Annotated in this window: 25 protein-coding genes; 11 read left to right on the forward strand and 14 right to left on the reverse strand. The window is 48.8% G+C overall.

Annotated elements, in window-relative coordinates; all coding sequences use genetic code 11:
• Positions 1 to 200: 200 nt before the first annotated feature.
• Positions 201 to 1,148 (reverse strand): glycosyltransferase family 2 protein, encoded by a 948-nt coding sequence (locus NG792_RS09680; RefSeq protein WP_261235317.1) that lies wholly within the window; start codon positions 1,146 to 1,148, stop codon positions 201 to 203.
• Between the two features lie 245 nt (positions 1,149 to 1,393).
• A complete protein-coding gene (locus tag NG792_RS09685) occupies positions 1,394 to 2,380 on the reverse strand; it encodes a glycosyltransferase family 2 protein (RefSeq protein WP_261196847.1) in 987 nt (328 codons plus the stop codon).
• 450 nt (positions 2,381 to 2,830) lie between these two features.
• Between NG792_RS09685 and cobU the strand changes: the two genes are divergently transcribed.
• The 3 genes from cobU (at position 2,831) to NG792_RS09700 (ending at position 4,285) form a co-directional block, all read left to right on the forward strand.
• Positions 2,831 to 3,403 (forward strand): bifunctional adenosylcobinamide kinase/adenosylcobinamide-phosphate guanylyltransferase, encoded by a 573-nt coding sequence (gene cobU, locus NG792_RS09690; protein WP_261196849.1) that lies wholly within the window; start codon positions 2,831 to 2,833, stop codon positions 3,401 to 3,403.
• Between the two features lie 115 nt (positions 3,404 to 3,518).
• Complete coding sequence (locus NG792_RS09695) at positions 3,519 to 3,683, forward strand: hypothetical protein (protein WP_261235318.1); 165 nt, start codon at positions 3,519 to 3,521, stop codon at positions 3,681 to 3,683.
• 74 nt (positions 3,684 to 3,757) lie between these two features.
• Positions 3,758 to 4,285, forward strand: a complete 528-nt coding sequence (locus tag NG792_RS09700) for a hypothetical protein (RefSeq protein ID WP_261235319.1) — start codon at positions 3,758 to 3,760, stop codon at positions 4,283 to 4,285.
• 37 nt (positions 4,286 to 4,322) lie between these two features.
• On the opposite strand, the gene NG792_RS09705 is transcribed toward NG792_RS09700, so the two are convergent.
• Positions 4,323 to 5,297: a ribonuclease Z gene (locus NG792_RS09705; RefSeq protein ID WP_261196854.1), complete on the reverse strand. Its 975-nt coding sequence runs from the start codon at positions 5,295 to 5,297 to the stop codon at positions 4,323 to 4,325.
• A 343-nt stretch (positions 5,298 to 5,640) separates the two neighbouring features.
• Here NG792_RS09705 and NG792_RS09710 point away from each other — a divergent pair, with 343 nt between their 5' ends.
• Together NG792_RS09710 and NG792_RS09715 are read left to right on the forward strand one after the other, a co-directional pair.
• A complete protein-coding gene (locus NG792_RS09710; protein WP_261235320.1) occupies positions 5,641 to 6,831 on the forward strand; it encodes a SpoIID/LytB domain-containing protein in 1,191 nt (396 codons plus the stop codon).
• Positions 6,832 to 6,975: 144 nt separating this feature from the next.
• Entirely contained in the window at positions 6,976 to 7,197 is a 222-nt protein-coding gene (locus NG792_RS09715; RefSeq protein ID WP_261196856.1) for a hypothetical protein, read from the forward strand.
• A 62-nt stretch (positions 7,198 to 7,259) separates the two neighbouring features.
• Here NG792_RS09715 and NG792_RS09720 read toward each other — a convergent pair whose 3' ends face one another.
• Positions 7,260 to 8,573 (reverse strand): hypothetical protein, encoded by a 1,314-nt coding sequence (locus NG792_RS09720; RefSeq protein ID WP_261196857.1) that lies wholly within the window; start codon positions 8,571 to 8,573, stop codon positions 7,260 to 7,262.
• 406 nt (positions 8,574 to 8,979) lie between these two features.
• Here NG792_RS09720 and NG792_RS09725 point away from each other — a divergent pair, with 406 nt between their 5' ends.
• Positions 8,980 to 9,960 (forward strand): pentapeptide repeat-containing protein, encoded by a 981-nt coding sequence (locus NG792_RS09725; protein WP_261196858.1) that lies wholly within the window; start codon positions 8,980 to 8,982, stop codon positions 9,958 to 9,960.
• A 296-nt stretch (positions 9,961 to 10,256) separates the two neighbouring features.
• A complete protein-coding gene (typA, locus tag NG792_RS09730; RefSeq protein ID WP_261196859.1) occupies positions 10,257 to 12,050 on the forward strand; it encodes a translational GTPase TypA in 1,794 nt (597 codons plus the stop codon).
• Between the two features lie 193 nt (positions 12,051 to 12,243).
• On the opposite strand, the gene NG792_RS09735 is transcribed toward typA, so the two are convergent.
• Positions 12,244 to 13,467, reverse strand: a complete 1,224-nt coding sequence (locus NG792_RS09735; RefSeq protein ID WP_261196860.1) for a type IV pilus twitching motility protein PilT — start codon at positions 13,465 to 13,467, stop codon at positions 12,244 to 12,246.
• A 440-nt stretch (positions 13,468 to 13,907) separates the two neighbouring features.
• Positions 13,908 to 14,630 carry a hypothetical protein gene (locus NG792_RS09740; RefSeq protein ID WP_261196861.1) on the reverse strand — a complete coding sequence of 241 codons (723 nt, stop codon included), beginning with the start codon at positions 14,628 to 14,630 and terminating at the stop codon, positions 13,908 to 13,910.
• Positions 14,631 to 14,782: 152 nt separating this feature from the next.
• Between NG792_RS09740 and NG792_RS09745 the strand changes: the two genes are divergently transcribed.
• Positions 14,783 to 14,938 carry a hypothetical protein gene (locus NG792_RS09745; RefSeq protein ID WP_261196862.1) on the forward strand — a complete coding sequence of 52 codons (156 nt, stop codon included), beginning with the start codon at positions 14,783 to 14,785 and terminating at the stop codon, positions 14,936 to 14,938.
• A 166-nt stretch (positions 14,939 to 15,104) separates the two neighbouring features.
• On the opposite strand, the gene NG792_RS09750 is transcribed toward NG792_RS09745, so the two are convergent.
• Positions 15,105 to 15,632: a tetratricopeptide repeat protein gene (locus NG792_RS09750; RefSeq protein WP_261235321.1), complete on the reverse strand. Its 528-nt coding sequence runs from the start codon at positions 15,630 to 15,632 to the stop codon at positions 15,105 to 15,107.
• 131 nt (positions 15,633 to 15,763) lie between these two features.
• Between NG792_RS09750 and NG792_RS09755 the strand changes: the two genes are divergently transcribed.
• Positions 15,764 to 16,201 carry a hypothetical protein gene (locus NG792_RS09755; protein ID WP_261235322.1) on the forward strand — a complete coding sequence of 146 codons (438 nt, stop codon included), beginning with the start codon at positions 15,764 to 15,766 and terminating at the stop codon, positions 16,199 to 16,201.
• Positions 16,202 to 16,329: 128 nt separating this feature from the next.
• On the opposite strand, the gene NG792_RS09760 is transcribed toward NG792_RS09755, so the two are convergent.
• From NG792_RS09760 to NG792_RS09780, 5 genes are all read right to left on the reverse strand, one after another.
• On the reverse strand, positions 16,330 to 17,358 hold the full coding sequence (locus NG792_RS09760) for an alpha/beta hydrolase (RefSeq protein ID WP_261235323.1): 1,029 nt from the start codon (positions 17,356 to 17,358) through the stop codon (positions 16,330 to 16,332).
• 96 nt (positions 17,359 to 17,454) lie between these two features.
• A complete protein-coding gene (gene argB / locus NG792_RS09765) occupies positions 17,455 to 18,351 on the reverse strand; it encodes an acetylglutamate kinase (RefSeq protein ID WP_261196868.1) in 897 nt (298 codons plus the stop codon).
• Positions 18,352 to 18,466: 115 nt separating this feature from the next.
• Positions 18,467 to 19,015: a shikimate kinase gene (locus NG792_RS09770; protein WP_261235324.1), complete on the reverse strand. Its 549-nt coding sequence runs from the start codon at positions 19,013 to 19,015 to the stop codon at positions 18,467 to 18,469.
• 248 nt (positions 19,016 to 19,263) lie between these two features.
• The gene (locus NG792_RS09775) at positions 19,264 to 19,656 is read right to left on the reverse strand and encodes a hypothetical protein (RefSeq protein WP_261235325.1); all 393 of its coding nucleotides are present in this window, start codon (positions 19,654 to 19,656) and stop codon (positions 19,264 to 19,266) included.
• Between the two features lie 12 nt (positions 19,657 to 19,668).
• Positions 19,669 to 20,295 (reverse strand): hypothetical protein, encoded by a 627-nt coding sequence (locus NG792_RS09780; RefSeq protein ID WP_261196875.1) that lies wholly within the window; start codon positions 20,293 to 20,295, stop codon positions 19,669 to 19,671.
• 100 nt (positions 20,296 to 20,395) lie between these two features.
• Between NG792_RS09780 and NG792_RS09785 the strand changes: the two genes are divergently transcribed.
• Both NG792_RS09785 and NG792_RS09790 read left to right on the forward strand, forming a co-directional pair.
• The gene (locus NG792_RS09785; protein ID WP_263012734.1) at positions 20,396 to 20,731 is read left to right on the forward strand and encodes a DUF6883 domain-containing protein; all 336 of its coding nucleotides are present in this window, start codon (positions 20,396 to 20,398) and stop codon (positions 20,729 to 20,731) included.
• Positions 20,732 to 20,746: 15 nt separating this feature from the next.
• Positions 20,747 to 20,998, forward strand: a complete 252-nt coding sequence (locus NG792_RS09790; protein WP_261235327.1) for a DUF4926 domain-containing protein — start codon at positions 20,747 to 20,749, stop codon at positions 20,996 to 20,998.
• Positions 20,999 to 21,225: 227 nt separating this feature from the next.
• Here NG792_RS09790 and NG792_RS09795 read toward each other — a convergent pair whose 3' ends face one another.
• Together NG792_RS09795 and clpB are read right to left on the reverse strand one after the other, a co-directional pair.
• Positions 21,226 to 21,786 carry a Uma2 family endonuclease gene (locus NG792_RS09795; protein WP_261235328.1) on the reverse strand — a complete coding sequence of 187 codons (561 nt, stop codon included), beginning with the start codon at positions 21,784 to 21,786 and terminating at the stop codon, positions 21,226 to 21,228.
• 117 nt (positions 21,787 to 21,903) lie between these two features.
• Positions 21,904 to 24,528, reverse strand: coding sequence for an ATP-dependent chaperone ClpB (gene clpB / locus NG792_RS09800; protein WP_261196879.1), 2,625 nt, complete (start codon positions 24,526 to 24,528; stop codon positions 21,904 to 21,906).
• Positions 24,529 to 24,676: the final 148 nt, after the last annotated feature.

Here is a 24,676-nt window from a genome sequence, read left to right on the forward strand (position 1 = left end):
GGGAAGCAAAAAATTAACCACAGATTTCACGGATTTTCACGGATGTTTTTCTGTGTCATCTGTGTAATCTGTGGTTATGGATTGAGCGGTTAGGTTTAGTAGGTGTCGCGTCAAATTGTTGGGAAGCAAAAAATTAACCACAGATTTCACGGATTTTCACGGATGTTTTTCTGTGTCATCTGTGTAATCTGTGGTTAGGTTTAAGCTGATTCTTTGATTTCTGGAAGGGTTTGGGATTCGGCGGTGGGTTGGACTGAGGTTTGATTCAACTGTCCACCAAATTGGCGTAATTCATAGAGTTTGACTCCGATTTGATATTCATATTGACTGAGCAGGCGTCCATAAATGTACCCGGCTTTTCCATCTAAAAAGCCTAGTTTAAGGATGTAGAACCAAATAAATCTTAGGAGGGGTTTGAAGGGGAGGCGCACCCAGACGGTTTTTAGAAAGCGTTTGCGCTGGACTGCATCGCCGAAAAAGTTGGCTCCGATGGTGCCACTGTCGTCTTTGCCGCTGAGGAGGTTATAGTACACTCTGGCTTCCCAGTTGGAGTAGCGATTATGGCGTTCTAACCATTGATAAATGTCTCGAAAGTCTTCATGAATCATGTCGGCTTTCAGATAGGCGGCGGGACGTTCTAAGATGACGTGTTCGTGTACTTCGTTATCGCCGGTGTTGGGAACGTCTTCGGTATTTAAGTTTTCATAGCGGCCTTTTTGATGGCGGAAGAGGCGCAAATTCCAGTCGGGATATTTGCCTCCGTAGCGAATCCATTTACCCAGGAAAAAGACTTTACGATTGAGATAATAGCCATCACTGTTGGGATTTTGGATGGCTTGGGCCATTTCTTCCCAAAGTTCTAGGGGGATGCGTTCGTCACAATCGACAATTAGCACCCATTCGTTGCGGAAGGGGAGGTTTTCTAAGGACCAATTTTTCTTTTTGGGCCAGCCGCCGTTAAAGTGGAATTGAACAACTTTGGCACCCCAATTTTCAGCGATTTCAATGGTGCGATCTCTACTTTGGGAATCCACTAAAAAAACTTCATCGGCGGGTGCGAGACTCGCTAGGCAAGCCGGGAGATTGGCTTCTTCATTTTTAGCGGGAATCAAAACAGAAATTGGAATTTTTGAAGGTATCGAGGCCATGATAATCTGGTTTAACCTAACGCAAGCTTACAGTATGGACAACAGGTTGATTTTGTACCCGCAGGGGTTAAGGGTGATTCTCAAACTTATAGAGTAGGGGGCTTTCTTCGGGGGTTAAGAGTCGGTGAAAGTTGCGATCGCCCTCGATACTCCTGAGCCTGTTCTGCCAATCTCGTTTATCCTCCTTCATCCTCGTTGAACTCCATCCTAGGCACATTCCAACCTCCGATTTGCTCTGTGTGGTTTTAACCGGGTTCGGCTCGATCGCCCGAATGCTTCTCCCTAACCGATGTGGATGCTGATCCGGCAGATGGAGAACCCAAAAACAGGGAGCGGATGGCTGCACTTAAATACCCAATCTGACCGTAAGCGTACACCAAGTTGTCAAAGCTTAAGGCCGGATCTCGAACATATTTTAAAGATTTATAAACCCCCCGCAGGAATTTTTCACCCCCATTACTCAACTGTCCCATGCCAGCACGTCCGGTGAGTTGTTCGCGGTAACACTCGCTAATCCCCTGCCACCACCCGCGACTTAAAAACCAACTGCGCTTTAACCGTTCTGGGGCGACATTGTGGGCGGCGATCGCCTCGGGCAAATAGGCGACTTCCCACCCTTGATTGAGGGCCAGTTCAGTCATGTGTAGTTCTTCATTGGACAGCAAAGATTTCCCCACCCGCCCGAGGTTCAAATCAAAACCGCCCACCTTTTCCAGAAACGATCGCCGAATGGAGTAATTTAACCCTCTTGGAGTCAGACCCGGTTCCCGAATCAGAGTAATTTGGTCCCCGAGGTCATAAGCGCCTAGGTTTTCTGCTAGACCCGGAGAAAGCCAAACTGGGGCTTGGACCCCTTCGGGCCAAATTAAGGTAACTTTACCCCCAGCGATCGCCAACTTTTCATTTTGCTGATAGGCATTCCAGAGAGTTCGCAACCACTGGGGAGAGGCGATCGCATCATCATCCAGATAGGCCAAAATTTGACTGCGGGCCTGCTTAAATCCCGTATTCCGGGCGAAGGACAATCCCAGGGTGGGTTCATAAATGTATTTGACCCGGGAGTCGGACTCCCGTTGGGCGACGACCTCTTTAGTGCGATCGCTCGATCCGTTATCCACCACTATAATTTCAAAATTGGGGAAATCTTGCTGAAGCAAGCTATCAATCGCAGCACCCAAATAGAAGTCTCGATTGTGGGTACAAATAATCGCAGAAATATCGGGCTGTGGCATAAATGGGTTACTCCGATTGAGTCTAGCTCCTGTGGTGAGTTTTAAATCGTCCCGGTGGGAATCCGGTCTGCTTCCCAAAGGTTGTGATCATTCCGATGGATTATCATGCGGCTTTTGACTAAACTGACGCCGTACCCAGGGGGTCTGGGTCTTAAAATTTTATTTGGATTTTAGGGTTTAAACCGGCGGTATAATTTACGATGAAAATTCAGGATACCCGAGCATTTCGGACGCTTGACATTTTTTGTTTAACGGATTTCAACCTCCTGAATCCTCGGTGAAAATTTCTGGAATGGACTGACTCGCCTTGGAGCAGTATAACTTACCGCTCTAGGAAAAGAACTGATACACAGACCCAGGGAAAGGCAACAAGGGTTAGAGGTCCGGGGGATTCCCGGGGGAAATCCTGATGCCAGATGGAGCGAACAACAAAAATCAGGGGGACAGCGGGTGGTGAAGCGGATCATTTTGGTGACGGGACCGGCGCGATCGGGCAAGAGTGAATGGGCGGAACTGTTGGCGGAGCAATCGGGCAAACCCGTGATTTATTTGGCAACTTCTCATCTGGATCCGGATGACCCGGAGTGGCAAGGGCGAATCGATCGCCACCGTAAAAGGCGACTGGCAAGCTGGACAACCCAAGAGGTTCCCTTAGAACTCAGCGCAGCGATTCTCCAAGAGACGACCTCTGGGAATGCTTGTTGTCTGTTGGTGGATTCTTTAGGCACTTGGGTGGCGAATCTGTTGGCAGAAGACGACCCCACCTGGGGGGCAATCTTAGAGGAGTTGATAGAAAGTCTCAGGGGTGTGAAGGAAGGAACGGTGATTTTTGTGGCGGAGGAGACGGGATGGGGGGTGGTTCCCGCTTACCCAATGGGTCGGAGCTTTCGCGATCGCCTGGGGGATTTGGTGCGCCGTTTGGGGGCGATCGCCGACCCGGTTTATCTGGTGACGGGAGGTCATGCGGTGAATTTGAGTGCGATCGGTTCGGTTCTCCCCCCCTCTAAAACCCTAGAGGATTAGAGGGAAAACCTATCAATTCAGCCTGACCATAAATATCCCCCGCAGGAGGATTTCTCTAGCTCAATTTGGGGGTTCTTCTAACCGGGCTGGGTTTAGCACAAGCTAAGATAGATCTATGCTTAGGTTTCTTAAGAGTGGGGAGGTAATTGCCAGGGATCTCAGTCAACGTAGCGTCTCCTTATGGATGACTTGCGTGGATGTTGCGACTAAATCCTCCAGACTGGCGATGCCTGAAGCGGTGAGAAACTCTCTAGAAACCGCCTCTTTGTCCCTTCGTTAGTTGTATTAAGAATATTGCGAATCACCCCGAGGGGCTTGATTCGTCAGTACAGCAAAAAGATTTCAGGAAAATTTATGGCAACGGAAGAACAAGTCAAAAAATATCTCGCCTACTGGTTCCAATTAGGCAAAAAGGTGGTGGTTAATAATGGAGTGGATAAATTACTGCCGGATCCGATTTACCAGGATAATTCCTACAGTCCAGAATTTGAGAGGTGTTGGCAAATTCTGAGTGATCCCAAGAACGGCAGTTGTTATGTGGAAGGAACCCATGAAACGATCGCCGAATTGCTAACGCAAAAGTGGGACGTCATGCTCTGTGCGCGATGTACCATGCCGATTCCCGCCAAAATTCGGGGAACTCCGCCGGAAAATTGTCCTTGTGTGGATTTACCCTCCTGGCCGAATTTGGAGGTTCCCCAACCGCGATCGCCAGTAGACTCAACCCATCGCCTAGGAGGAATTCGCGATCGCCTGCGCAACCATCAGTACAAGGAAGATAACGGCAGCGCTATCTTCGTTCCGGATGAACATTTGATTCCTTTATTAGAAGAGCTTCCTCGATGCCAATGTCCGGCTATTTCCGAAACCGGAGGAGAATAAAAGCCCTTCCAGGGTCAAGGCGATCGCACTTCGGGAATTAAGGGCGATCGCTCCTTGTCCCTACCGACTCTAACTCCGTTGAACGATGGCGTTCCACCTCGTAGGTCCAGAAATCGTAAGCCATCTCCGTATTGGGAAAAATCGCGCGGGCTTCCTGGCGCAAATCCTCCAACTGGATATCATTTCCCGGGGCATACCGGGGGCTAAAATGGGTCATAATCAATTGTTTAGCCCCGGCAGCTAAGGCAACCTGTGCCGCCATCGTACTGGTCGAATGCAGGCGATCGATTGCCAACTGGGCATCTTGATGGGAAAACGTCGCTTCGTGAATCAACACATCCACATCTTGCGCCAGTTGCACCGCCCCCTCGCAAAAAATCGTATCCGTACAATAGGCCATTTTCCGCCCCGGTTCCGTTGGACCGCATAACTCCTGACCGGAAATCTGCCGACCATCGCTTAAGGTTACCGTTTCCCCGCGCTTGAGTTGACCATACAGAGGACCCGAAGGAATCCCCAAAGCTGCCGCTTTTTCCACATTAAACCGTCCCGGGCGGTCTTTTTCCTCCACCCGATACCCAAAAGCCGTGACCCGATGTTCTAGGCGTCCGCATTTGACAATAAACTCATCATCCTCATAGACGACCCCAGGCCGACTTTGATGGACTTTAATCGGATAGGAGAAATGAGTTTGGGAATAGCGACTACAGGCGGCTAGATAGTCATTTAAACCGGCGGGACCATAAATATCAATCCGGCTGGCATTCCCCGCTAAACCGCAACTGGCTAACAGACCCATCAATCCAAAGATATGGTCTCCGTGGAGATGGGTGATAAAGATGCGACTAATTTGGCTAATTTTGATTTCGCTACTGAGAATTTGATGTTGGGTACCTTCCCCGCAGTCAAATAGCCACACTTCCGATCGCTGAGGCAGACGGACCGCCAAACTGGATACGTTCCGCGATCGCGTCGGTACACCGGAACTGGTTCCTAAAAACGTAATCTGCATCTTAACGCGCTCTTTTAACCGTTCAAACAACTTATTTTAGGCAATTTCCACCCTTCGGACTTCCGGCATAGTGGGTTCAACTGGGTTAAATCGAAAATTTCATGAGCCAAGCTCAATCAAACTCACTTAATTCTACCCATCCTTGAGCAAATGCCAGCGGATTAAAATTCAGCCTAAAGAGTGAGTACATCTGCCCTCTATTCTCCTCATATTGCTTGTATGATAGGGGGTTATGACTAGACATGGGGTAGACTTCGGTGATGAAGAATGCCCGTGAACCCGATTAACCCTGATCTTTTGCAATTTATCCTAGAGGAGTCCCTGTTTGAGGAGCTTGCCAACCATGAAACTAGCACCCACCCAAAACCGATTGTTATCTCCACTCAAACCTTTATGGGAAAGCCGACACCAGTGGTGGCTGATTGCGTTGATGTGGCTGATGATGGTGGCCCCGGCCCAAGCCAGTTTATTGTTGCGAGTCGCGATTAAACAAGATGTCAGCGAAGTGACTATTGGCAGTTCTACCCCAGCGACAGTTTTGGATAGTGCAGGTCAGTCCCTGGGACAACTGAATGGCATGGAGGCATCCTTAGCCCGGAGTACGGGATCCGGTGTGGCCCTCGGGGGTTGGCAAGGCAACCAAATCGTGATCGAACCGAGTGGTGATGGGTATGTCTATATTGGCGATCGCTGGTATCGCGGCAATACAGTCCTGGTTCCCACCTCCGGCGGACTCACAGTGATTAACCAGGTGGACCTCGAAGAATATCTCTACAGCGTCTTAGGGGCGGAAATGAGTCCGAGTTGGCCCCAGGAAGCCCTGAAAGCTCAAGCAGTAGCTGCCCGGACTTATGCCCTCTATCAGCGCCAGAAACGCGGAAATTCCCTTTATGACGTGGGGAATGACACCTACTGGCAAGTCTATCAAGGGGTCGAAAAAGAAGCCAATACCACCCACGCTGCGGTGCAAGCCACTGCCGGACAAGTCTTGGTTTACAATGGTGAACCCATTGAAGCCGTTTTCCACTCCTCCTCGGGGGGACATACGGAAAATGTGGAAGATGTCTGGATGGAACCCCGGCCCTATCTGCGCGGCGTCCCGGACCATGATGCCGGTTCCCCCGTCTACCAATGGACCGAAACCTTCACCAGCAGCCAACTCAGCAGCCGCATCTCCGGCGTGGGGAATGTCCTGTCCATGAGACCCGAACGCACCAGCCCCCACGGGCGAATTCAGTCCATGCTGATTGTGGGAGATGCGGGACAGCGGACCATCGATGGGGAAGAATTACGGCAGGCCCTCAACCTCAGAAGCGCCCGGTTTACCGTAGTGCCTCAACAGGGTCCCTCGGCGAGTAAAAATACCCTATCCAATACCCCCACAGGATTTACCTTTCAGGGTCGGGGATTTGGTCATGGCATCGGATTAAGTCAATGGGGGGCTTACAATCTGGCTTCCCAGGGTGTAAATTACCAACAAATCGTCCTCCACTATTACCAAAATGCTACTTTGGCAAAAATTCGTGTAGAGTAAGCAGTTGGTGATCAGTTGTGGGCTGACTTTGCTCCCCCAACTGATCACCAACTGCAAGAGATAATTCCCTCTCTACCCTGTATCTCCCACCGTAAGAAAACGGCAGAGATTTTTTGTCAACCCATCTATAACAGGAGGATCACTGTGCCAAAGTGGGAATACCTTTTTGTTCGATTTGACTACTTTGCCGGTGACCTCTGCGTGCATAGTGCAAACGGACAAGAACTACGAGACCAACACAAAAAGCAACCGCTTTATGAGTATTCCAATCATAAGGGGGAAGAAGGGTGGGAAATGGTAAACTTCAACTTTACTCCGGCCTATGGTTATGGGTTTTTGACCTTCAAACGTCTCAAGCAGGATTAACGGAAGAATGAAGGAGGAAGGGGAAAGAGGGAATGCCTCCGTCCTCCTTCATCCTTCCGATTTCATCCTTCCAAACGCTTGAGCCATTCGGCATCCAGTTTGGCGGAATTTTGGCTTTCTTGCTCGATTAAATCGGTTTCAGTGGTGTAGGCAATATCCCCGCTACCGATAATGTTTCGGGCGGCAAATTGTTGGGCGTAGGCGAGTTTTTGCTGTAACTCATCGGAGGGTTGAGTTAAGGCGATCGCCTGTTGTTGTCTAGCTTCGTTTCGGGCTTCGACTTTGCGATTCCGTCCTTTTAGCCACAAGTACCGAATTAACGGAACAGACAAAAAGGCGACTCCATACCCAATCAACAGCCAGTAAATCGAGGCAGTAAACGCCACTAATCCCCCAATTTGGGCGACTATTGCCCCGTCTTGCAATAAATAACCTAGAAAAATTCCCCCAGCAATATTCACCACCCCCAATCCAGCCGCTAGGCTTAATTGAGTGGAAGAGGCTTCGCTAAATTTCCAGGTCAATTCCCGTAAATAAGCCGGGATAGCCAGGGCGTTTCGTTGTTGGACCGTCGTCTGCAATTCCGGAAAATGATAGACAATCTGCCCCTCGGGACTGACTTCAGGACGACCATTAAATCGCGTCAGGACCGGCAGCATATAATCTTCAAACTCCTTGCTATATCCGGTTCCCAAATCATCCAAATAGGGAGCAATTTGTTCGGCAACAACTGCCCCTTGATTATTCCGAATCGTCGCGGCGATCGCCTGCCAGCGCCGTTCCTCTAAATTGGCATTCGGGTTCCCATCTCCAAACAAAAATGAGAACACGGACTCCAAAAAATTCATCGATTCTTCGGACGATGAAGCCGCCGCCGCTTTTTGTCGCCTTTGTCGCTGATACCGGCCATAATTGGGGTCAAAAAACCAGAAAATATCCGGTCCCCAAAACAGTCGCGGGAAAAATATCATCCCACCGCCTGAGGACCGACTACTCCGATTGCTGTTGCTATCTTTATTCGCCATTGTCAGGATAATAAAGATGCTGGCAAAAATAATAAAAATTGACAGGATTAAGATAATCCCAAAGGAAATTCGGATCAGGTAGAACAGAATCCGCCAGACCTTTTCCCACCACTCCTGCAACTGAATTCGGAAATACTTATTCCGCAGAATGGCACGAAATTGTTTGGGAAACTCATAGACAATATCTCCCGTGTCCGCAACTTGTAAATGTCCTCCAGCTTCGGAAGCTAAAGCTAATAATTCTCGCTCGGCGAGACTCACTTGCAGTCCGGCGCTAGTTGCCACGTCACCGACGGTAACGCGATAATCCAGCTTTTCGACAGCCTGCATTACTGTGGGATTTAGAGCCATATCCTGCCCTCATTGAAGTTCCCGATCTTCTTCTAGTATAGGATTTTCCAGCGTGGGGCGGAGCATGAAACCAGTGCTACCCTCAAATTATCGCAATCCGGTACTTATGGCTTTAACCCGCACCCTGAAGGGTCTGGCTCCACGGACCAAGCCCGCCTGCGCGGGCTCAAGAATAAACCAGGTCTTTGACAAAGGGATTTAGTATTAGTCTACTCCTCAAGGGTCGGTATCGGATTACAACCTAGGGGCCAGAAACCGGGTTCCTGAACCTAATTGGATGACTCCTTCCCCAATACTCTTCAGCCTGCGCAGGCAGGCTTCGTCTGTGTAGCCCCACCCTTCAGGGTGCGGGGTTTTATAGACTTTACATACCGGATTTGACACTCTCTCAGGAGATAGGAACACCATGAAACGGACGATCGCACCAAAACAGGTGGCGGCAAGGCTGTTATTCGCTGCTGCTGCCGCATTACTTCCCTTAGCCTTTCCCCGAACTGCCTTCGGGGTGAATCCCGATCATGTCCTCCAGTTATTACGCACCAACGAATGTATGGGATGCGACTTGATTGGGGCGGACTTGCGCGGGGCCAATCTCCCTGGGGCCAATTTACTGGGGGCGGATTTGCGCGGGGCAAATCTTACCGAGTCTAATCTCAGTGGTGCAGATTTACGCGGGTCGATTCTGCGCTGGGCCGATTTTTCCGGGGCCAATCTGAGTGAAGCGCGGTTTGTGCGCCCTCTACCCACCACGATTCGCCGCGATCGCATTACCTCGGTTAACCCCCCGTTAGTCATCTCGCAACTCACGGCAGCAGACTTGCGCGATGCCATTATGAACGGAACCAACCTTCATAAAGCCAATTTAAATGGGGCCAATCTCGTCCGCGCCGATTTGAGAAATGCCAACCTGACCCAAGCGGACTTATCTACCGCCAATGTACGCGCCGCCAACCTCTCCGGGGCGAATCTCCGGGGGGCGCGGTTACTCACCAGCAAGCTCAATGGTACAGACTTGAGTTTTGCCGACTTGAGTTTTACAGAACTCAGCGGGGCCTATCTGATGGATGCCAATCTCCAACAAGCGAGTCTGCGGGGTGCTAATTTATCAGCGATCAAGCCAACGGGTCCCCAATGTCCCGGGGCCACTTGTAAGGTTTCGCCGACCTACCTAGACCGCGCCAATTTACTGGGGGCCGATTTACGCGGGGCCAATTTCACTGGGGCCAGTTTAGAACGGGCTACCCTCCAAAATGCCAATTTATATGGGGCAAATCTAGCCGGGGCGCGTCTGGGAGAGGCTAATTTGGAAAATGCTCAATTAATCAATACCAATCTCAACGAGGCGCAACTGAGTCTCACTCCTCAGCCTGGTGCAGGGCGCAGATAGTTCCATCTGTAGGGGCAATTTATCAATTGCCCCTACAGCTATATTTCACGTCACAGGCGAGTCCGGACTCATACCAAATCCGGGTATCAAAAGTTGTTTTTATCTATTAGCCCGCGCAGGCGGGCTTCGTCTGTGGAGCCAGACCCTTGAGGGTGTGGGTTTTGATGGGAAATCGGAAAAGACAAAAATTTAGATATCGCATCTGCAATCTCGATTAAGATGCGCTAGAATTGTAAAGAAATATAAATGCTATCTGCTTCACTTATTTCTGCAATTTCGCATCCTTGACGCAATTTATGAGTCTTCCCATTCGTAACCTCGCCATCATCGCCCACGTCGATCACGGTAAAACCACCCTCGTTGACGCTCTCCTCAAACAATCTGGCATCTTCCGCGAAGGGGAAGAGATTCCTGATTGCGTCATGGACTCCAATGACTTAGAACGGGAGCGCGGCATTACCATTCTCTCCAAAAACACTGCCGTTCGCTACAAAGAAACGTTAATCAATATCGTCGATACCCCCGGTCACGCGGACTTTGGCGGTGAAGTGGAACGGGTTCTGGGAATGGTGGATGGCTGTCTGCTGATTGTGGATGCCAATGAAGGTCCCATGCCTCAAACTCGCTTTGTCTTGAAAAAAGCCTTAGAAAAAGGACTCCGCCCGATTGTGGTGATCAATAAAATTGACCGCCCCCGCGCAGACCCCCACGCGGCAGTAGATAAAGTCCTAGATTTATTCCTGGAACTCGGGGCCGATGATGACCAGTGCGAGTTCCCCTATCTGTTTGCCTCCGGTTTGTCGGGATATGCCAAAACGAAGATGGAAGAAGAAGGGGTGGATATGCAGCCCCTATTTGACCTGATTCTCGATCGCGTTCCGCCTCCGGTGGGAGACCCCACTAAACCCCTCCAGTTGCAAGTCACGACCCTGGACTATTCCGAATATGTAGGCCGGATTGTCATTGGTCGCATTCACAATGGGGTGATTAAAGCTGGTCAACAGGCGGCTTTGGTCAAGGAAGGGGGCGAAATTGTTAAGGCTAAAATCACCAAATTAATGGGATTTGAAGGTCTCAATCGGGTGGATATGCCGGAAGCTTCAGCAGGTTATATTGTCGCCGTTGCGGGGTTCGCCGATGCCAATATTGGGGAAACCATTACTTGTCCCAATGATCCCCAAGCGTTACCCCTGATTAAGGTGGATGAACCCACTTTACAGATGACCTTCTGGGTGAATGATTCTCCCTTTGCCGGACAAGAAGGAACCTTTGTTACCTCTCGGCAATTGCGCGATCGCCTCCTGCGAGAACTAGAAACTAACGTCGCTCTCCGTGTCGAAGAAACGGACTCCCCGGATAAATTCCTCGTTTCAGGACGGGGTGAATTGCACCTGGGTATCCTGATCGAAACCATGCGTCGGGAAGGATACGAATTCCAAGTTTCCCAACCCCAGGTTATCTACCGCGAAATCAATGGTCAACCTTGTGAACCGTTTGAATGTCTGGTTCTGGACGTTCCCGAAGAAGGGGTGGGCGGTTGTATGCAGCGCCTCGGCGAACGACGCGGGGAAATGCAAGATATGCACGTCAATGCCACCGGACGCACTCAATTGGAATTTGCCATTCCTGCACGAGGTTTAATCGGGTTCCGAGGCGAGTTTATGCGTCTGACTCGCGGGGCGGGAATTATGAACCATAGCTTCCTAGATTATCGCCCGCTTGCCGGAGATATTGAAGCCCGTCGCAACGGTGTAATTATTGCTTTTGAAGAAGGAACGGCGACGTTCTATTCGTTGAAAAATGCTGAGGACCGAGGGGTATTCTTTATTACTCCGGGGACGAAAGTATATAAAGGCATGATTGTTGGGGAACATAACCGTCCTCAAGACTTAGATTTGAATGTGGCGAAGACCAAGCAGTTATCCAACGTGCGGTCTTCTACGGGAGATGAACTGGTGCAGTTACAAGCGCCGGTGGAAATGAGTTTAGAACGGGCGCTGGAATACATCGGTCCCGAAGAGTTGTTAGAAGTCACGCCGATATCGATTCGCTTGCGGAAGATGACGATTAAGAAGTTGGCGAAACGGTAATTGATGTGAGATTAGCGGACAGTGAGAGTGGCGGACAGGCTAAAGCCTGCCGCTACACGAACAAAGCCCGCCTGCGCGGGCTATTGCGGACAGGTTAAAGCCTGTCGGTACACAAAAAATAGCCCGCCTAGGCGGGCTATTTTATTGGATGTGATAACTTCAGTGGTTCTCTGGGTTCGTAGGAACGAGAGAATTAAGCAAAATCCCGAGGCGATCGCGAGGCGTCAAATCCTCCAGTGCGAATCAGGCGATCGAGTTCTCCAGGATCTGGAGAGTGCATCTCGGCTACTTCGATCGCCACTCGACCATCCATGACTTTCCGATACAGGTCCTGGTTCATCACCTGCATTCCTTCATAAGTATCGGAATGCATTAAGGCAAAAGCCCCATCATCATCCCCCTTATACAAGTAATCCTGCATGGTGGTGGTATTGATTAACACATCATTAATCGTCGTCCGTCCTCCATCGGTGGTGGGAAGCAACAGTTGGGCGATCACCGCATACAAAGTTTCCACAATCTGAATTCGGATTGCAGTTTGTTCTTCGGGATTGAACATATTTAAAAGGCGGTTAATGGCGCTGATAGCCGTGCGCGTATGGAGGGTTCCGAGGACCAAGTGGCCCGTTTGGGCGGCTTGGAGGGCGATATTGATCGTCAGGCGATCGCGCATTTCCCCAATCAGAATCACATCTGGGTCCTCCCGCAAGGCCGATCGCAAGCTGGAGTGGAAATCCTCGGTATGCAGTCCCACTTCCCGTTGCGAGATCAGGCAACTTTTTGAGGCATGGACATATTCAATCGGGTCTTCGATGGACAGGACGTGCTTATAGTTGCTTTCGTTCAAACAGCGAATCATTGCCGCCATTGTCGTCGATTTACCCGAACCCGTCGGACCCGTCACCAAAACCAACCCTTGAGAATGGGAAATCACTTTTTTAAGGACTTCGGGTAAGCGCAATTCGTCGATGGAGGGAACATGGAGGTCAATCAAGCGCAGGACCATCGCCCCACCCATCAGGGTTTCAAAGCAATTCACCCGACAGCGAATAAAGCCGGGGTAGAAAATTGCGGTATCCAGTTCTTTGGTTTTGGCAAATTGGGACCGCTGCGCCGAGGTAAGAATTTCGTTGAGATAAGCGTTAAACTTTTCCGGGGTCAGGCGTTCTTGTTCGGGGGCTTCGTGCATTTGTCCCCGGATTCTGAATCGGGGGATTTCGCCAACGCGAATGTGAATATCCGAGGCTTTGGAACTATGGGCTTGTTCAACCAGGGCTTTGATATAATTGGTTTGAGTCTGTGCCGCTTGGGCGGCGTTTCTGCTGGTGATGCCGGAGGGAGGCGGCGGCGGCGGCGGCAGCACTCTTGGCGGTCCGCTAGATTTCTGGCGTTTTATAGAACTATTTGTGATGGACATTTTTTTTTCTCCTAAAGTTGGCGATCGCCCCTGAATTTTCCTAAAAATGAGTAAAAATACGCTTGGCCGGGATGTCGGGTAGGCCGGTCAATTTTTTGATGTATTTACCCCATATTGTAGAAAATTTTTGTAGACTTGGTGGGTTCGGTTTAGGGGTTTCTCATTTTGATAAAGCTCTCCCCCAGTTTGGGGTAAGCCTGCATCAAGTGCGATAAATCGCATCTATCAAAAGTGGGGACTAAACTGGCCAAAATTGGTCAGAATTCGGGTCACAAAGGAGGTCCAAATCATAAAGTCAGCGCAGCCGCCAGCCTGAGCCTTCCGCCTGGGGGGTGGAGTTGAGGCATCGGTTCACCGGGAGGGAAAGTAGTCCGACGCGTTGAGTGGGGAGGGCTCACCAGGGAGGGTGAGTTTTTGCTCCCCCAATCTGCTTGAGGGAGTTAGAAAACGGGCACATCGCGATCGTCGGCGTGAGGGGGTTTATAGATATACTCACGGTCGAACTGTAAATCTTTGGCTAATTCTCCTAATGTTTCTATCTTTTCGAGTTTGAAGACCTCAAAGATATAATCTAAGATTTTATCCTCACTTAAGTTAGCTTTAGTATAATAATAACTTCCGCTGACATCCCGGCTAATCAGCTTTTCCTGAATTAATTTATCCCGAATGGGTTTAATATACCGATAAAATATCATCACTTGAATGGCGTAGCGCCCCTGAATTTCAAAGAAGCGCTGTTGTTCTATAAAGCTCATTCTGAAGATGATTTTAATTACTTCTATGCCAATAATAAAATTTAAAAGATGGGTTAAATATTCGGTGGTTAAATTTTCTGGAATAGCTCCGGTGAGCAAATAATACCGATAATAATATTCGGCGATTCTTTTGGATTCTCCAGCTTCATCAATGCCAAAATGCTGGAGGACCGTATGAATGCGGTCATGGAGATAATTTTGAGTTTTTTCAGCTAAACTGACTAATTCCGATTGGATTAAATCATTTAATGCCTGATGTTGCTGTTCGGGAGAAATACAAGCAAATAAGGTTAAAGAATTTAAGAGATAGCGGCGGGTACTCGGAGCTTTGGTGCGAAATTCTTCTAGGAAAGAGTGGGGAATAACGTGACCTTTATCGAAGCGTTTATGTCTAAATTCTTGAGTCATAGAATAAATCCTTGACGGCAGCGCTCATGATTGGATAAAGCGGATGAAAGAGCTAACATCCCGGTTCCTCCTTGTGCGTCACCGGGGAACGATTTCACTCAACAGGACCAGGTGACTTCCACCCGGTGCCACACCGGGGAGGAGAAGGGGGAATGGCGCTTCGGAAACCCCAGAACCTGGACATTAAAGCCACATCACGACAGGGTTTCAATGGCGAGGGATTGCGATCGCGGGTTGAATCAGGAGGAATCGGAGAAACCGCGATCGCAACCCTGGGGTTTCCCGGGACTAGCTGGATTCCGGATTGAGGATTTGGCGTCTGTGCCGAGGGGTGGCAGGTTATGGGGAACTCGGGTATGCCGTTAACCGAAGAATAGAACGCACCTGTGCTTATCTTACCCTATTTTGGGACGGTTTGAAGGGGCTGGAGAACGCTAGAGTAGCGGGGTTTGGAACGATGCGCTAAATCAGCATTTAGCTAAACCATAGCAATCCCCCCACCAGTAAAGCGATCGCCACCATTGCCACCCAGACAAATCCATTGTCCTGGGTATTGATTTGGGAGAGGTCCTCAAACGGCAGTTCCGAGTCGGGTGACTTACGTTTTGGCTGTTTTGCCGTTGTCGTCATGCTGACTTGAGCGACTTTTGAGGTTCCCTCATCTAACTCACTCATATCCGGAATCTCCACTCTCCATTCAGGACGGGATCTGAGTTCTGGCGCTTCTAAAATATAGATTAAGCGCTTGGCTTGTTTGCGGGTTTCGATGCTAGGATGGCGGATGAGAGTTCGGCATAAGGCGATCGCCTCGGAAGATTGTCCTGCTCCCTGGTAGGCGGTGACCAACCACATCAGGGTTTCTCCCCCTAATCGGGAATTGCGATCGACTAACTGACTCGCTTTTGCTAAAAATTGCACTGCTTCTCTATACTGGCCTCGCTCAAAGGCGTTTTTGCCAGTTTGGTACTCGATCTTAAATTGCTCTAAGGGTTCTGTACTCACGATTTTTCTATAAAATGTCGCTGTTGATTGCTGATTTAGGCAATCTACTGAATCATTTTAGCGTTCCTGCGCGTCACCGAACCTGGCACTCGATTTGATTGATTTGGTTTATCCCCTTTTGAGGCAAAACAATGTTGGAGAAATTTCGTTCCTTGAGAGCGTCTCATCCCGTCGCGATCGCCTTGGCACCGATGGCGATCGCTGCTGGTGTATTGCAGTTTAGCACCCCAGCGGCTCATGCCAATATATCTATCGTGATTGACCGGGGAATTTCAATTCAAGTAGGACAACCGCGCAATGTCCATTATGGTCACCCTGGGGCTTATCCGGGACAATATAATCCCTATTATCCTCCCAATTATTATCCCCAATATTATCCCCAATATTATCCTCAAGGGGGACAACCGACGATTCAGAATTCTACCTTAATTAATCCGACAATCATTGATTCCCGCATTGAGAATTCTACCCTAATTAATCCGGTGATTATTGATTCGCAAAACCGCAACCGGCTCCTGGTTCAACCTCGGACAAATCGCGTCCGAGGAGTGCTTCCCGGTTCTTTGTAAATTTCTGGAGTTTTTAAGGATTAAATCCGACAGATAACTCTGCCGGATTTTTCATGCTCCTGAAACTTCAAGGGTTACCCCTTTACAGGAGTTGACTGAAGATATAGCAATTAGGAGGGGGGAGAAACTTAAGCTCGCCGCAACCCCGTATAGCGTTGCATCACCAGAGAACGCTTATCGAGCAAGGTCATAAAAATGGGCATTTCTGCCGCAGCGCGATCGTCTAAATTGAGGGTCTGAACGGCGGCATCAAAGGTTTCCCCTCGGGTCATTCGTTCGGCAATATCCCCAATTTCATTCCAAGTTAATTTGCTGTCAATATAGGCTTTTGCCATTGCAATTAACATCGATTCATGGGGATTTCCCTCCCCTTGAGTCATCATGGTGTGAGGAATATCCAAAACCCGGTCAAAAATATGATACCAACTCCGGGGCGCAAAGCGGGAAACCGACTCAAATAACGTGCGATGTTCCCGATGACCGACCGCGCGATCGCTCTCACTCGAAATAATAAACATCGGTGCAGACTCTTCTCGTTTGGCCCGATTCAGCACCTGGGACCCCATCAACAACACCGTTTTCAGGGCTTCCACTTCAAATCCATCGTACCCATGCCGGATCTGTCCCGGTCTCGGTGCACCCCAGTCGTAATACTCCGGAGTCAGCTTTCGCACAAACAAATCCAACACCCGACTACTGCTGCTCAAATAGGGCGCAAATAACAAACAACCGGCAATATCGTTACAGCGTTCCAAGGCCAACCATGCTGCCACCGTACCCCCGCCCGATAACCCGCCGATGTAGACCTCTTCCCCCAACTCTTGAGCGCGATCGAGCCATTCCTGGGCAAAATTTTGATACACTGCTGCGGTAGTGGGTAATGGAGCAGGATTTTGCCGACTCCAATTCCCCCCCTGACCATGACCGGGCATTAAGGGGACTAAAACATTGTAACCCGCCTTAAAAAATGCCTCTCCCATCGGCACAAACTGCCAGGGTGCAGCAGTAAATCCGTGAAAGAACAGCAACACTTTTTTGGTCCGCCGAGGATGGAGAAAAAAGCGCGATCGACAGTGTTCATTCAGCAGAGGCAGGGCATCTTCACGGCTTTTGGCGTTACAAACAAAGTCGGCGATCGAACCACAGTAATTTAACATTTAAACACCCGGTACAGTCAGAAGGATCAAGGATATATAGCTATTTCATCCTTCTGACTCACCAATCCTGATATAATGAAAAAGCGCTGCTGAAATTTACCGCTGGTATCCCGAAGCCACAATCATCGAACCAATCCCCGTATCGGTCAAAATTTCCAGCAATAAAGAGTGAGGAATCCGCCCATCAATAATGTGAGCCGCCTTTACCCCTTGGGCCAAACTCCGCACACAACAGGTCACCTTGGGAATCATCCCCCCGGAAACTACCCCGGTTTTCATCAGTTCCCGCGCTTGTTGAATATCCAGTTGCGCCAGTAGGGTAGAAGGGTCCTTGGGATCCTGTAAAATTCCTGCCGTGTCTGTCATTAAGATTAATTTTTCCGCACCCAAAGCCGCAGCCAGTTCTCCGGCGATCGTATCGGCATTAATATTATACGATTGACCCGCTTCATCCGCCGCCACACTGGAAACCACGGGGATATAGCCAGATTTGACTAAGGCTTCTAAAATTTTGGTATTCACCGAACTCACTTCCCCGACAAATCCAATCCCTTCATCCCCTTGAGGACGTGCGGTGATTAAATTCCCATCCTTCCCGCACAACCCGACAGCCGAACCCCCTGCTTGGTTAATCAGGGCGACAATTTCCTTGTTAACCCGGCCTACTAACACCATTTCCACCACATCCATTGTGGGCGCATCGGTGACCCGCAGACCATTTTTAAATTGGGGTTCAATTCCCAGTTTGTCCAACCAGCTATTGATTTCCGGACCGCCACCGTGGACCAGGACAGGCCGGACCCCCACACAGGCCAAAAACACCAAATCCCTCATCACTTGGTCCTTGAGGGCGCTGTCTTTCATGGCTGCACCGCCATATTTAACCACAATTGTGCGGCCAGCGAATTGCTGGATATAGGGGAGGGCTTCACTAAGCACCTTCACCCGCATCGCTTCTGATTCTTGTTGGCTGAGTTCTTTCTCGGTCAGCATAGGTATTCCCTGAAAATAGGTCACTCCTAGCTTATGGCAATTTTTCAACCCTGAGAATCATCCAAAAAATTTGGGTTGAGGGGAATCTATCGATTTGCTTCGGGAAGGGGAGGATTTAGTTCTGGTTGGCACGGTGTTTGAGGATTTTGGAAATTTCGCTTAAAACTCCCGTAGCGATTTGTTCCGGGGTATCTTCCGGACCGACAATAACGCGTACATCGGCCTGGGAGTAGAGGGATTGGCGTTGGTCAAGGAGCGATCGCAGTTTAGCCATTGGGTCAGGGTCTCTTAACAATGGCCGGGTGGTATCCCCTTCCAACCGCTGATAAAGTTGCTCAACTGGAACATCCAACCACACCACTACCCCATGTTGCAAATAACTCCAGTTTTGCCGGTTCAGGATAATCCCTCCCCCCGTGGCGACAACCAGATGGGTATAGGCGCACAATTCGCTCAATACCTTGGTTTCCAGTTCACGAAACGCCGCCTCGCCACTTTCGGCAAAAATCTCCGGGATGGACTGACCCGCCACCTGTTCAATCAGGCGATCGGTGTCAAAATAACGATACTCCAGTTGAGGGGCCAGAATTTGGGCAACGGTGGTTTTTCCAGACCCCATCATCCCGACGAGATAAAGATTGCATCCTTTGAGAAACTGATTCACGATGATTGCTTAAGGCAGGGCGAGGTTATTTTTACCATTGTTAGGGGTCGTAAATCAAGGGTAGGGAGAGTTTTCCTCGTTCTCGGGTTCTACATTCCTCCTCTGTCATCTTTTATCCTGAGATTGATGGCAACCCTGACCTTTGTCTACAAATGATTGTATTCCTCGGGGGCAAAAATACGATCGCTTGCTGGAGTAGGTTGGGAATTGCTGGGAGGGGATGAGTGCCTTTGTGCTTCAGTCACAGGTTAAAGAGAGGGGTTGGCATTGATGAATGGAGAGTGAATATCAATCTGCCAATTTTCATCGATAAATTCCAGATTTTCATCATAAATTAGCATCAGTTCACCGATACGCGGGTTACCGCAGATTGTTGCTGGAGAGATTTCCGCTGAATTGAGAACAAATTTCAGTTGGATCCGGCGTTTGTCCCCCTGCAAGGCGATCGCTCGGGTGACTAATTCAGGGGAAAGAGGACGAGGCAAGGTGATGGTTTCATAAAATTGGTCCGACTCATCCCAATACCCGGCGATTTTATAATTGGATAATTCCAGATGCTCAAGAACCAGAGAATGAGCATCAAGATGGGTAAAAATTTCAGATAAATCCTGCCAAACTTGATGATTTTTTAACGTAACCATAGTTTTTATTCCTTAATGTTCTGTAGCATAACCGGGAAAGTGTAAAACGCCATCGATAAATTTTCCATGAAACCGGCGATCGCCTCCTTTTCCTAAAACTTTGGACTTCAAATCGTAACCTTCCTCTTCAGAGGGAACTAAACCCATATTACCCCGTGGGGCCACCCTTCCTTTTTCAATCGCTTTTAAATGTTTGTTAGTCGCATCATATCGGATTCCTTCTTGAATTTGCTTTTGACCAAAAGAAACCAGCATCTCATTTAGGGTCTTATAGACAAAGACCGGCTGTATTTTCGACCAACTAGCGGGTAAACTTTCAGATGCCTCCCTGTAGTTGACATCATCGATCAGTGTAGCATCCACTCTCAAATCACCTATGGTTGGCAAGAATTTACCCCCACCGCCAGAGCGTTGCCGGTTGAGATATTCCCCTACTGTTTGCGCCACATTTCGCAGAAGAACCGCTTGATTCTCTTTCCCTACCTGCTGCAACTTTTGCGCCTCCTGTTCGCATAATCGAACAAATTCCTCATCCACTAACTCGAACTGTTGCTTAAGGATTTGCGGTCCCTCGCCACTGGGACAGGTTAGGAGTTGTTGAATCAGGTTGCGAGAGGCTTCGATGCGTTCTTCGTTCATGGCAGGGGATAAAGTCGGGGGATGGTTGTTATTATAACCCAACCTAACTGACGGGATTTTGAGATAAACTTCAGGGGTACTTGTTGAAGCTTTTCACCAGATGCTCATTCCCTACTGTGAGAACGCAGTGGTTGATATTCGTAAACTCCGGGACTACTGCCTTAACCTAGAACACAACGAGGGCAAGCACAAGGCACGGCTGTTTTTGTCTATTCTGGGGATGAGTGCCGATGATGCAGAAGCCTTACGGCAAATTTTGCTAGAGGTTGTTAAAAGTCAAGAAGCACAACTCGGCAGACTCGATGACTTTGGTCAACGTTACACCCTTGATTTTACAATGGAATGGCAGGACAAAAAGGCAACCCTTCGCAGTGGTTGGATTATCGAGGCTGGTTCCAATATCCCTAAGTTAACGACTTGTTACCCATTATCCTAGTTAGAGGTAAAATTAATGAAACTTAACAAGATTAAATTATTAGATATAGTCGCTCTTACTGTTGATATTCCTCAATACAATTTATGGCAGGGACAAGTGGGAACGATCGTAGAAATTTTGGCAGAGGGTGCGGCGTTTGAAGTGGAATTTACCGACTCTCGCACGGGTGAAACTTATGAATCTGTTGGGTTACGTCTAGAGCAAATCATGGTATTACATTTTGAGCCAGTATCTCCAGATGCTCATGCAGCAATGCTCCCGCTCTAACCGTCATAATAGCTCTTTATCAAAGAAAAATTGGGTTATTTTGAGAAAGATTATAGCCGATGATTATATTGACTGAATAGCAAGACCCGATCGCCTTGACCAATGGGCAGAATAGAGGGTAGTGCAGTCTTCCTGCGGGTTGGCGATCGCGCTGTTAGCGATTAGGTTTATTTTAGGTTTTATAGGGGGAGAACGACTGAAGTCGTTACTACGAACTAAGAGAATGACTAGGTTAGGATTTGATTGACGTTGATGGTGATGTCAGGAAAGGTTTGTAAGGATAGGGTATCTCCGGGATAGAATTTACTGACAATTTGATACCCGGTGGGGGTGGGTTGGCGGTAGACTTCTAGGCAGTTTTCGGGGAGGTTGACTAACCAAACTTCGGTGATGTCATGTTCGGCATAGAGGGGGATTTTGATGCTGCGATCGCCCTCTAAGGTGGTATCGGCAACTTCGACTAACAGGAAGATATCCGCCGGTTGCGGATGTTGGGTGGCATAAAAATCATCCCGGGGTTGCAGCAAGGTTACATCCGGTTGGGGTTGAGAGTTGTTGCCGAGTTGTATGGGATTTTGCGGCCATGCGATCGCTCGATTTCCCAGGCAATTCATGAAGAGGTTGATCAGGCGAGCAACACAAGCGGCATGACGAGTTCCAATGGGTGACATTTCTATGATTTCTCCTCGAATTAATTCAACGCGATCGCCCTCCTTCAAAACCCCCATTTCTGCCATTTTCCTATACTCATCAACGGTAAATTTATGCTTAATCAATTGAACACTCATTTAAACCATCCCTCCTTAATCATTTTCTAAAATTACCCTTTCCAGTCGGTTTTAACCGAATGCAAGCTATTAGGCGGGGGTTTAAACCCCCGCCGGAGTCCGCCGGTTACGCGGAACCTACGAATCAGATTGAACTAACACCTCAGACGCTAACCGTTTAAATGCTAACCGCTCATTTTCCACATCCACAAAAATCGTATCCCCCGTGGTAAAATCACCACGTAAGATAGATTTAGCAATTTGCGTTTCTAACTCACGCTGGATGGAACGTTTCAGAGGACGTGCACCATAAACGGGGTCATATCCCACTTCCGCTAAGAAACTCACTGCACTATCGGACAATTTCAACGACATCTTGCGATCGCGCAGGCGTTCCATGACTCGTTCGACTTGCAATTGTACAATCTGCCGCAGTTGCTCTTTCTTCAACGAATGGAAGATAATCATTTCATCAATTCGGTTCAAGAATTCCGGACGGAAATTACTCCGCATGGCATCCATGACCCGACCCCGCATTTCTTCGTACTGTTCGTCTTCCCCGGAGACATCTAAGATGAATTGTGACCCCACGTTACTGGTCATAATAATCACAGAATTCTTAAAGTCTACCGTGTGTCCTTGTGCATCCGTCACTCGACCATCATCGAGTATTTGGAGCATAATATTAAACACATCCGGGTGCGCTTTCTCGATTTCATCAAATAGAATCACGGAGTAAGGACGACGGCGAACTGCTTCGGAAAGTTGTCCCCCTTCTTCATATCCCACATATCCCGGAGGCGCACCGACTAACCGGGAAACGGCGTGTTTTTCCATGTATTCTGACATATCAATTCGCACCATTGATTCTTCGGTGTCGAACAGATAGGCGGCGAGTGCTTTGGCGAGTTCAGTTTTACCAACCCCGGTGGGTCCGAGGAAGATAAAGCTGGCAACGGGACGATTTGGGTCAGATAATCCGGCGCGCGATCGCTGAATGGCATCGGCAACGGCGGTGACTGCTTCCTCTTGTCCGATGACGCGCTTGTGCAGTTCGTCTTCGAGTTGCAGCAGTTTTTGCATCTCGGATTCCACTAATTTACTAATCGGAATTCCGGTCCATTTGGAGATGATTTCAGCAATATCCGCTTCGGTTACTTCTTCCCGGAGTAAGGTTTGACCGCTGGTTTGGTTTGCTGCTAAAGTGGATTCCGCCTGTTCCAGTTGCTTTTGCAATTGGGTGAGGTTGCCATATTTTAATTCAGCGGCGCGGTTGAGGTCGTAGTTGCGTTCCGCTTGTTGAATTTCAATGTTGACGCGATCAATTTCTTCCTTAATACTCTGAATTTGAGCAATCACGTCTTTTTCAGATTGCCATTGAGCATTTAGAGTATGTTGTTGTTCTTTGAGGTTGCTGAGTTCTTTCTCTAACCGTTCCAGACGGTCCTGAGAGGCAATATCACTTTCGTTTCTCAAAGACAACCGTTCCATTTCTAACTGGAGAATTTTGCGGTCAATTTCGTCTAGTTCTTCGGGTTTGGAGGTAATCTCCATTTTCAGTTTTGCTGCTGCTTCATCTACCAGGTCGATCGCCTTATCTGGAAGGAAGCGATCGCTGATATAACGGTTAGATAAAGTCGCCGCAGCAACTAAGGCACTATCGGAGATTTTGACCCCATGATGCACTTCATACCGTTCTTTGAGTCCGCGCAAAATCGAGATACTATCGGCAACGCTGGGTTGATCGATATACACTTGCTGGAAGCGCCGTTCTAAAGCGGCATCTTTTTCGATATATTTACGATACTCATCCAGGGTTGTGGCCCCGATACAGCGCAGCTCTCCCCGTGCTAACATGGGTTTGAGTAAGTTTCCGGCATCCATTGCGCCTTGGGTGGCACCGGCCCCGACGACGGTATGAATTTCATCGATAAACAGGATGATATTCCCACCGGATTCGGTGACTTCTTTGAGAACTGCTTTGAGGCGTTCTTCAAATTCTCCGCGATATTTGGCACCGGCAATTAATGAACCCATATCCAGGGTAATCAATTGGCGGTCTTTCAAGGATTGGGGGACATCTCCGGCGATAATGCGTTGGGCGAGTCCTTCAGCGATCGCAGTTTTACCCACCCCGGGTTCCCCAATTAACACGGGGTTATTCTTTGTGCGGCGTGAGAGGATCTGGATGGTCCGGCGAATTTCGTCATCTCGACCGATTACGGGGTCAAGTTTACCTTCTCGCGCCGCTTGGGTGAGATCGCGTCCATATTTTTCTAGGGATTGATATTTGCCTTCGGGATTTTGATCGGTCACTTTTTGACTGCCTCTAACTTGGGAGATGGTTTCTTTGAGTTTTTGTTCGGTTAATTTTAATTCTTGGAAGAGTCCTTTACCAAAGCGGTCATCTTTGGCGAAACCGAGTAATAAATGTTCGACGGAAATATATTCATCGGCATACTCTTTCCGATAGGCATCGGCGCGATCGAGGAGGGTATCCACGGTTCGTCCGAGATAGACGGAACTGGTGCCACTCACTTTGGGTTGGCGATTGATAAATTGTTCGGTGCGATCGCGCATTTGTTGGACGCTGACTCCCGCTTTACTGAGAATGCTGCTGGAAAGTCCTTCTTGTTCCAGTAACGCTTTCATCAGGTGTTCGCTTTCAATTTGCTGATGTTGCGCTTGTTTGGCAAGGTCCGGGGTCTGGGCGATCGCCGCCCATGCTTTTTCTGTAAACTGATTGGGATTATTGGGTTGCATACTATTTTTCCCTATTATTGTCACATTTTTATTCTAATTAAGCCCTGGCCAGAGTAGAGATCGGGATTCCCGAATCAATTGGGTCGATATTACGGGAAATGGGTCATTTGTCATTGGTCATTGGTCATTTGTCCTTGGGAGATCGGGG

The sequence above is a fragment of the Laspinema olomoucense D3b genome (assembly GCF_025370785.1).
Lineage (GTDB): Bacteria > Cyanobacteriota > Cyanobacteriia > Cyanobacteriales > Laspinemataceae > Laspinema > Laspinema olomoucense.